This is a genomic window from Kitasatospora sp. NPDC059088, from assembly GCF_042738155.1.
Taxonomy (GTDB): Bacteria; Actinomycetota; Actinomycetes; order Streptomycetales; family Streptomycetaceae; genus Kitasatospora.
In genome coordinates this window covers 1-7,953 of record NZ_JBHYGR010000232.1, presented here as the reverse complement: position 1 = coordinate 7,953, position 7,953 = coordinate 1, and the positions used below count along the sequence as shown (strand labels likewise).

General features: G+C 77.8%; 2 protein-coding genes and 1 pseudogene. All 3 read right to left on the bottom strand.

Going from position 1 to position 7,953, the window contains the following annotated elements; translation table 11 throughout:
- Positions 1-4,932: SDR family NAD(P)-dependent oxidoreductase (locus ACFWXO_RS44245; RefSeq protein WP_380532655.1), on the bottom strand; the 4,932-nt coding region annotated here is incomplete at its 3' end.
- A gap of 554 nt (positions 4,933-5,486) precedes the next feature.
- Positions 5,487-6,293 (bottom strand): annotated as a pseudogene (locus ACFWXO_RS44240) (polyketide synthase dehydratase domain-containing protein); the annotation flags it as partial.
- Positions 6,290-7,953, bottom strand: a 1,664-nt coding sequence (locus ACFWXO_RS44235; RefSeq protein ID WP_380532653.1) for an acyltransferase domain-containing protein, incomplete at its 5' end; no start/stop codon positions are given. The gene ACFWXO_RS44235 and the pseudogene ACFWXO_RS44240, both read right to left, overlap by 4 nt.

The following is a 7,953-nucleotide window of genomic DNA, read 5'->3' as shown; positions in this document are numbered from 1 at the left end:
GGTGTGCAGGGCGACCAGCGAGGAGGAGCACAAGGTGTCGATCGTCATGCTCGGACCGCGCAGGTCCAGGAAGTGGCTCAGCCGGTTGGCCAGGAAGGCGTTGTGGTTGCCCAGGCCGCTGTGGGCGTCCAGCTCCGGCGCGAGGTTGTACTCGCGGTAGTGCTGGTAACTGGCGCCCACGAACACGCCGGTGTCGCGGTCGAGGCCGCGCGGCGGCAGACCGGCCGACTCCAGCGCCTCCCAGGTCGTCCGCAGCAGCCAGCGGACCTGGGGGTCCAGGACCTCGGCCTGCTTGGGGAAGAAGTCGAAGAACCGGGCGTCGAACTCCTCGACGTTGTCGAGGAATCCGCCCACGTCGCCCGTCCGCACGGCCGCGGAGCCGTTCCAGCGGTGGGCGGGAGCCGGACCGAGGGCGCTGCCCGCATCGGCGAGCAGCGACCAGAGCGCGTCCTCGTCCCGGGCGCCGGGCAGCGCGAGGGCGAAGCCGATGACGGCGATGTCCTTCGAGTCCGCCTCCGGCTCCGTGACGGCCGGCGCCTCCGCCGGTTCAGCGGTGCCGTCAGCGCCCTGCCCGGCGACCGGCACGGCGGGGAACTGCCCGGCCAGGTAGGCCGCCAGGGAGCGGCAGTCGGGGTGCTCCAGCACCTCACCGGGGCTCAGCCGCAACCCGTGGGCCGCCTCCAGGTCCGCCGCGACGGCCGTCGCCAGCAGGGAGTCGAGCCCGACCGTGGAGAGCGGGGTGGTCGCGGTGATCGCCGGATCGCGGAAGGCGTCCCGGACGATGGCGAGGACGGCGGCCTCGACGGCCGCACCGTGCCCGTCCGGTACGGTCCGGACCGGCACCGGCGCTTCGGAGCCGGCCACGGCGGTCGCGGCCGCAGCAGTCCCGGCCGCAGCGGTCTCAGCCGCAGCGGTCTCGGCTGACGCCCCCGGCCCCTGCGCCGTCCGGTACTCGACGCCGGTGAGCCGGGCCAGCGCGGCGCCGTCGGCGGCGAGCAGCGTCGCGTCGCCCCGGCGGGCCCGGTCCGTCCCGGTGTCCTCGGCCTCCAGCAGCACGTAGGCGGTCCGGGCGGGGTCGCCCCACCGCTCGACCCGCCGGACGGACTCCGGCAGGTACGTCTCCGCGGCGGCGGACGGGTCCGCCAGGGTGAGCACGGCCATGCTCTGCAGGGCCGCGTCCAGCGCGACCACCGTCCGCTCCAGCGGCCCGGCCTCCGGCAGGTCGACGCGGGCGAGCACGCGGTCCGGTCCGTAGCGGACCTCGCCGAGCGAGCGCAGCGGCGCGTCGAGGTCCATGCCCTTCGCCGCGAACCAGGCGTACAGGCCGTCCGGTTCGAGGGTGCGGCCGAGGCGGGCGCGCAGGGCGTCGAGGTCCGCCGCGCGGGGGGCGCGGGCGGGTGCGGTGTCCGGGCCGGCCGGCTCGATGCGGGCGATGGTCCGCCCGCCGTGGCGGAAGGTGGCCGCTCCGGTGCGTGCCGGGTCGTCCAGGTCGCTGCCGAGCGGGCCCTCGCCGGTGCCCCGGCCGAGGAAGGCCGCCCGGTGCAGGAGGTGGGCCCGGTGCAGGGCGAGTGCCAGTGGCAGCGCGCCGGGCACGGTCGGTTCGCCGAGGACGCGGTGGGCGCGGGTCAGCCGGCGGGCGGTCTCGGCGGGGGCCCGGAAGGGGTAGGGCGGCAGGTCGGTGCGCCGGGCGGGCGCGCCCTGGTGGACGGCGCGCCAGTCGACGGTTCCGCCGCCGACGTGGTGCAGGGCCAGCGCGGTGCTCAGCCGCTGCTCGGGCAGGGGCAGCCGGGCCCGCAGGCGCTCGGCGCTCACGGTGGTGAACCGCGCGACCAGGTCGAGGAAGGCCTCGTCGGCGGGTGTCGCGGCGCCTTCCAGGGGCGCGTCGCCGCGCAAGGCCTGCGCCTGCCCGTCGCGCAGGTGGCGGGCCAGCCCGACGGCCAGCTCTCCGGCGGTGGCGCCGAGGACGGCCAGCCGGTGGCGCCGGTGGTCGCGTCCCACGGCGGCCGAGCGGCAGAGCGCGGCGAGGTCGGTCGGGGTGTCGCCGCGCAGCAGGCGGAGCACGTCCGCGGCGCGGTGGGCCAGGGCCTCGGGGGTGTGCCCGGACAGCACGAGCAGGTGCTCGCCGAGTGCCTCGGGCGCCCCGCCCGGGGCGGCGGTCCGGTCGGCGGGCTGCGGCAGGTACTCCTCCACCACGAGGTGCGCGTTGGTGCCGCCCATGCCGAAGGCGCTGATCCCGGCCCGGCGCGGCCCCTCCCCGGACCACTCCACCGGCTCGGTCGGGATGACGAACGTCCCCTCGGCCAGGTCGAGTTGGGCACTCGGGGTGTCGAAGCCGGCCAGCGGCGGGATCTCCCGGTGGCGCAGGCAGAGCAGCACCTTGAGCAGGCCGGCCAGGCCCGCGGCCGGCTCCAGGTGGCCGATGTTGGCCTTGACGGAGCCGAGGTGGCAGGGAGCGCGGCGGTCCGGGTCGGCGCCGAACACGGCGGCCAGCGCGGCCGTCTCGATCGGATCGCCCAGCTGGGTGGCCGTGCCGTGCGCCTCGATCAGGGTGATCTCCGCCGGGGCCACCCCGGCGTCCGCCAGGGCCGCCCGGATCACCTCCGTCTGGGCCTCGCTGCGCGGCACCGGTAGGGCGCCGGCCCGGCCGCCGTGGTTGACGGCCGCACCGCGGATGACGCCCAGGACCCGGTCGCCGTCCCGCTCGGCGTCGGCCAGCGGCTTGAGCATGACGGCCACCGCGCCCTCGCCCGGGACGAAGCCGTCGGCCCGGGCGTCGAACGGACGGGGCAGGCCCTCGGACAGGGCGCCCAGCTGGCTGAGGCTGCGGTAGTACCACGGGGTCAGGCCGACGTGGCAGGCCGCGACGATCGCGGCGCCGCAGTGGCCGGCGCGCAGGGCGGCGACCGCCTGCTGGACGGCGACGAGGGCGGAGGAGCAGAGCGTGTCGACGGTCTGCGAGGGGCCCCGCAGGTCCAGGGCGTAGGAGATCCGGTTGGCCAGCAGGGCGTTCATGGAGCCGAGCGCGCTGTAGGGGCCGACGCTGTCCAGGCCCTGGGCGTCGCGGTGGTGGGTGTAGGTGGCGCCGACGAACACCCCGATGTCGCGGCGGTCGGCCAGGCCGCTCTCGTCGCGCACCGCCCAGGCGTGCTCCAGCAGCAGCTTCTGCTGGACGTCCAGTTCCTCGGCCTCGCGGACGGAGACGCCGAAGAACGCCGGGTCGAAGCGGTCGATGCCGGTGAGGAAGGCTCCGGTGCGGCAGTAGGTGCCGATCTGGCGCGGGGCGCGCGGGCCGAAGTGGGCGTCGATGTCCCAGCGGTCGGCGGGGATCTCGGTGAAGGCGTGGCCGCCGGCGCGCAGCAGGGCCCACAGGCCGTCCTGGTCGGCGGCGCCGGGCAGGTCGCCGGAGGCGGCGACCACGGCGATGTCCCCGGGGCGAACGGCGGGGCGGTCGACGGGGCGGGCGGCGGGCGACGCCTCGGCCGTTTCCAGGACGGGAGCGGCGGCGGAAGCCGGTCCGGGGTCCGGCGCCGGGTCCGGCCCGGGGTCAGGATCGGCGGTCGGCGCGGTCGGAGCGGGCAGCGCCTCGGCCGCCCCGTACCGCTCGGTCAGCGCCTGCGCCAGCTCGGCGAAGCCGCCGTACTCCAGGAACAGGGTGGCGGGCAGGTGGATCCCCCACCGGCGGGACAGCTCCTCCGAGAGCTCGACGCTCGTGATGGAGCTCATCCCGTAGTCCGACAGCGGCGCGTCGCGGTCGAGGCGGGCCAGGCCGAGGCGCTCCGTCAGGAAGCCCTCCAGGGCCTGTTCGACGCGCTCGGGGCCGGCGCCCCCGGCGTGCAGCGGGTCGGGCGCGGGCAGTTCGTCGGCGGGTTCGGCACCCGGCAGCCGCGCGCCCGCGGGCTCGTCCTCGGGGAGGACCACCGAGACGTCGGGGTGGGCGATGACGACCTGCCGGGTGTCCTCGCCCAGCACCGCCAGCAGGGCGTCCAGGGCCTCGTCGGTGCCCAGCGGCCGGACGCCGCGCCGGCGCAGCTGGTCGGCGACGGCGGTACCCATGCCGACCTCGCCCCACAGGCCCCAGTCGACGCTCAGCCAGGGGCGGCCGTGCGCATGGGCGAAGGCGTCCAGGTAGGCGTTGGCGGCGGCGTACCCGGCCTGGCCGAGGTTGCCGAAGGTCCCGGAGACCGAGGCGAACAGCACGGCGAAGTCCAGGTCCGTTCCGGCGAGGGCGGCGGCGAGTTCGTGGACGCCGTCCACCTTGGGCCGCAGCACCGCGGCGAGGTCGGCGGGCGTGGCGGAGCGGATCAGGCCGTCCTTGAGGGTGCCGGCGGCGTGCACGACGCCGTGCAGTTCGCCGAACTCCGCACGGATCCGGTCGACGACGGCGCCGAGTTCGCCCGGGGCGGTGATGTCGGCCGCGTACGAGACGACCGTGCAGCCGGGGAGGTCGGCGGCGGGGGCACCGGCGCCGCCGGAGCGGCTGACCAGCGCGACCAGGCCGGCGCCCTCCCGGGCGAGGCGGGCGGCCAGCTCGCGGCCCAGCCCGCCGTGCCCACCCAGCAGCAGGTAGCGGCCGCCGGGCCGGACCGGCCGCGCGCCCCGCCGGGGCGGGCGGGGGGGGGCCCCCCCCCGGGGGGGGGGGCCGCCCCCCCGCGGCCCCCGCGCCGGGGGGGGGGGGCCCCCGGCCCCCGCCCCCCCCCCCGCCGCCCCCCCCCCCCCCGCTCGCGGCCGCCGGGCCGCACCGGCCGCCCGCCCGGACGGGCCGGGCGGGTGCGCACCCGCACCGGTTCGTGGCGCACGCCCCGCCGGTAGGCGACCTCGGTGGGGCCGTCGCCGAGCTCGCCCGCCAACGCGTCGGCGGAGGCGCCGTCCAGGTCGATCAGGCGCGGGCGCAGCCCCGGGTACTCGATCGCGGCGGTGCGCACCAGGCCCCACAGCGCGGCGCGGGCGGGCACCGGGACGTCGCCGTCCACCACCGGCTGGCCGGACGCGGTCACCGCGAAGAAGCGGGCGTTGCGCCGGCGTTCGCCGAGGGTCCTGAGCGCGGCCAGGCAGCCGTGCAGGCCCTGGTCGAGTTCGGCCTGCCGCTCGCGCGCGGGCCCGGTGTTCCACAGGTGCACGACCCCGGTCACCGGCTCGCCCAGCGACTCCCACAGCCGGCGGAAGGACTCCTCGTCGGCGGCGGGCAGCAGGACGCGGTCGGCTCCGCCGGTGGCGGTGTCCGTGCCGAGGACGGCCTCCACCACGCGGGCGCCCTCCGCCCGCAGTCGGCGGGCGGTGCGCTCGGCGGTGCGCTCGGCGGGGCCGTCCCCGGCGGCGCCGTCGGCGGCGCCGTGGTGCAGCAGCACCCAGGTGCCCCCGGCCGGCTCGCGGACCGGGCCGGGCGTCTCGCGCCAGCGGATCCGGGAGAGCGGGTGGGCGGGGCCCGCCGCCCGCCCGGTGGTGCGGCGCATCCGCAGGCCGGTGAACTCGACGAGGACCTCGCCGGAGGGGCCGAGCAGCAGGGCGTCCGCCGTCGCGTACGCGCCCTCGTCGCCGGTGCGGCGCACCAGCACGGTCGCGCCGCCCGTCCGTCCGGACAGTTCGGCGTGCACGGCGATCCGGGCGAGGCCGATCGGCAGCACGGGCCGCGGGCCGTCGGCGAGGTCCTGGAGCGCGCAGGCGGCGGCCTGGAACACGCCGTCCACCAGCAGCGGGTGGGCGTGCCAGGGCAGCGGTTCGGCGTCGGTGGCCAGTACGGCGCGGGCCGTGCCGTCCCCGACGGCCAGCTCGCGGACGGTGCGGAAGTCGGGCCCGTAGGCGAGGCCCTCGCGGGCCCAGCCCCGGTACAGCTCGGCCGGGTCGACCGTGCGCGGCGCGGTGACCTGCCAGGCCGTCGGGCCGGGGCTCCCGGCGCCGAGCAGGCGCCCCGTGCCGGTGGACAGGGCCTTGCGCTCACCCGCCAGGACGGTGCTCAGCTCGAAGCCGGTCCGGTCGGTCCCGGTGCGCCGCACGTCGAGGCGCACGGCGGCCGAGGCGTCCTCGGCGAGGGTGAGCGGGCGCAGGAAGGCCACGTCGGTGAGCTCCGACGGTGCGAAGGGGCGCAGCCCGGCGATGCCCGCGAGGGCCATCTCCAGCTGCACGGCGGCCGGCAGCAGGCCGAGGCCGTCGGCGCGGTGCTGGGCGATGAGGGGCTCGCGCCCGGCGAAGGTCTTCTCGTAGGTCTCGCGCGTCGCGTGGACGTCGTTCGTCCCGTGCGTCCCTCGGGTGTCGTTCGTCCCGTGGGTCGCGTGGGTGTCGGCTCGATGCGTCGTCACTGGCCCTCGTTCCCGTTCTCGTAACGGCGGTCGAACAGCGGGTGGCCGACGGCGCTCGCCGCGAGGCGGCGGGCGGGGGGCGCGGTCAGCTCCTGCCGGTGGAAGGGGTAGCCGGGGATGGTGGTGGTGCGCCGGTCCCGGCCGGCGTGCAGGGCGCTCCAGTCCAGGTCGGCACCGGTGCGGTTGTGGTGGGTGGTCAGGGCCGCGTGCAGCTGCGCCTGGTCGTCGCGGTCGCGGTGGAGGGTGGGGATCCAGGCCGGGTGCGGTTCGGCGAGGACGGTCCGGGCCAGCGGCAGCAGCTGGGGGTGCGGGCCGACCTCCCAGACGGTGTCCGGGGCGCCCTCGCCGAGCACGGCGAGGGCCTGGGCGAAGCGCACGGGCTCGCGGATCGCCGCCGCCCAGTGCTCGGGGTCGGTGGCAGTGGTGTCGGTGTGCCAGCGGCCGGTGAGGGTGGAGGCGAACGGGAGGGCCGGTGCCTTGAGCGGCGTCCGCGCGACGGCCTCCGCGAACGGCCGGACGGCCGGCTCCATCGCGGCGGAGTGGAAGGCGTGGCCGACGGCGAGCCGCTGGGTGCGGTGCGGGGTCCGCTCGCAGTACCGCGCGACGGCCTCGGCCGGGCCGGTGACCGTGTGCACCCTCGGCGCGTTGTACGCCGCGATCTCGACGCCGGGGTGGGCCCGCAGCTCCTCGACGAGGGTGTCCGCGTCGGTGTGGACGACGGCCATCGCCCCGCCCGCGCCGTGGCACTCCTGCATCAGGGCCCCGCGCAGCGCGGTCAGGCGCAGCAGGTCGGGCAGGTCGAGGACGCCGGCGGCCCAGCCCGCGGTGAGTTCGCCGAGGCTGTGGCCCGCGACGGCGTCGGGGTGCACGCCCGTTACGGCGAGCAGCCGGACCAGGGCGACCTGGACGCTGACGATGGCGGGCTGCGCGTAGCGGGTCTCGTCCAACAGGTGCCGGGCGTCGCCGTGGAGCAGGTCGGACAGCGGGACGTCGAGGTGCGGGCGCAGCAGGTCGGCGCATTCGTTCAGTGCGTCGCGGAAGGCCGGTTCGGTGGCGAGCAGGCCGCTCGCCATGGACCGGTACTGCGAGCCCTGGCCGGTGAACAGGAAGGCCGTGGTGGGCCGGCCGGTGGGCCGGACCGCCGGGGTGCGGCCGTCGGCGACCTCGGTGAGGCGCTCGGCCAGTTCGCGGGCGGTGCCGCCGTGCACGGCGACCCGCCAGCGGTGGGCGGCCCGGCCGGTGTTGGCGGTGAAGGCGATGTCGCCGAGTTCGTCGGCGGTCGCGGAGCCCAGGCGGTCGGCGTAGGCGGCGGCCAGGGTGCGGACGGCGTCCTGGTCGGCGGCCGTCACCCGGATCAGGTGGCTCTGCCGGGCCTCCGGGGTGCGGGCCGGGACGGCCGGCGGTTCCTCCACGATGACGTGGGCGTTGACGCCGCCCATGCCGAAGGCGCTGACCGCCGCCCGGCGCACCCGCCCGCCGCCGCCCGGCCAGTCGAGGGCGCGGTCGGCCAGGTAGAACGGCGAACCCTCGAACCTCACGTGGTCGTTGGGACGGCGCAGGTGCAGCGAGGGCGGGATCGTGCCGTGTTCCATCGCGAGCAGGACCTTGACCAGGCCGGCCAGTCCGGCGGCCGGCTCCAGGTGCCCGATGTTGGACTTCA